Origin of the sequence: Streptomyces hygroscopicus subsp. hygroscopicus, assembly GCF_001553455.1 — a bacterium.
Taxonomy (GTDB): Bacteria; Actinomycetota; Actinomycetes; order Streptomycetales; family Streptomycetaceae; genus Streptomyces; species Streptomyces hygroscopicus.
This window is the reverse complement of record NZ_BBOX01000661.1, coordinates 1-1,016: the sequence shown is the minus strand read 5'-3', so window position 1 is coordinate 1,016 and position 1,016 is coordinate 1. Positions and strand designations below refer to the sequence as shown.

Annotated in this window: 1 protein-coding gene; it reads right to left on the bottom strand. The window is 69.8% G+C overall.

Going from position 1 to position 1,016, the window contains the following annotated elements:
- The coding region (locus AXW62_RS39720; RefSeq protein ID WP_252368903.1) for a condensation domain-containing protein at positions 1–1,016 on the bottom strand (1,016 nt) is incomplete at both ends.

Below are 1,016 nucleotides of genomic sequence, written 5' to 3'. Positions count from 1 at the left end.
AGGCGGTCGGCGGGTAGGGGCGGTCGGTGGGCAGGGAGATGCGGTCGGGCAGCCCTGCCAGGGTCTGCTTCCAGTACTCCACCTGCGCGGCGATCTCGCTGTGGGGGTCTTCGACGTCGCCCAGGAGGTCGCGCTGCCACAGCGTGTAGTCCGCGTACTGCACCGGCAGCTCGGCCCAGCCCGGCTCCCGCCCGGCACACCGCTCCCGGTAGGCGGTGCTCACATCACCCAGCAACGGACGCAATGACCATCCGTCGCTGGCGATGTGGTGTACCACGAGCACCAGGGCGTGCTCTTCCGCGCTGATACGGAGCAGCTGCGCCCACAGCGGGATGTCCGTCTCGAGGTCGAAGGTGTGGCGTACGGCCGTGGCCAGTGCCGCATCCAGTTCGGAGGCGTCCACGGGGGTGACGGTCAGCTGGGGCCGGGCCTCCCGCACCGGCAGAACGCGCTGCTGTGGCACACCGTCGACTTCCGGGAAGACGGTCCGCAGGCTTTCGTGGCGTGCCACGACATCGGCGAGTGCCATCTCCAGCGCCGGGATGTCTACGTGTCCGGTCAGCCGGAGGGTGACCGGCATGTTGTAGGTGGGGGAGGGTCCTTCGAGGCGGTGCAGGAACCACAGACGGGCCTGGGCGAAGGACAGAGGGATGGTCTCCGGTCGCTGGGCCGGTACCAGAGCGGTGCGGGCCGCACCGGCTCCGCCCACCTGCTGTGCCAGTCCTGCCACGGTGGGTGCCTCGAACAGGGAGCGTACCCCCAGCTCGACGCCGAAGGTGGTGCGTATGCGTGCGATCAGGCGGGTGGCGAGCAGGGAGTGCCCGCCCAGGTCGAAGAAGTTGTCCTCGGCTCCGACGTCGGTCAGGCCGAGTACCTCGGCGAACAGGCCGCACAGGATCTCTTCCGCCGGTGTGCGCGGTCCGCGTGAGATGGTCCCGGCCGTGTAGTCGGGCGCGGGGAGTGCGCGGCGGTCGAGTTTGCCGTTGACGGTCAGGGGGAGTTGGTCCAGCAGCACC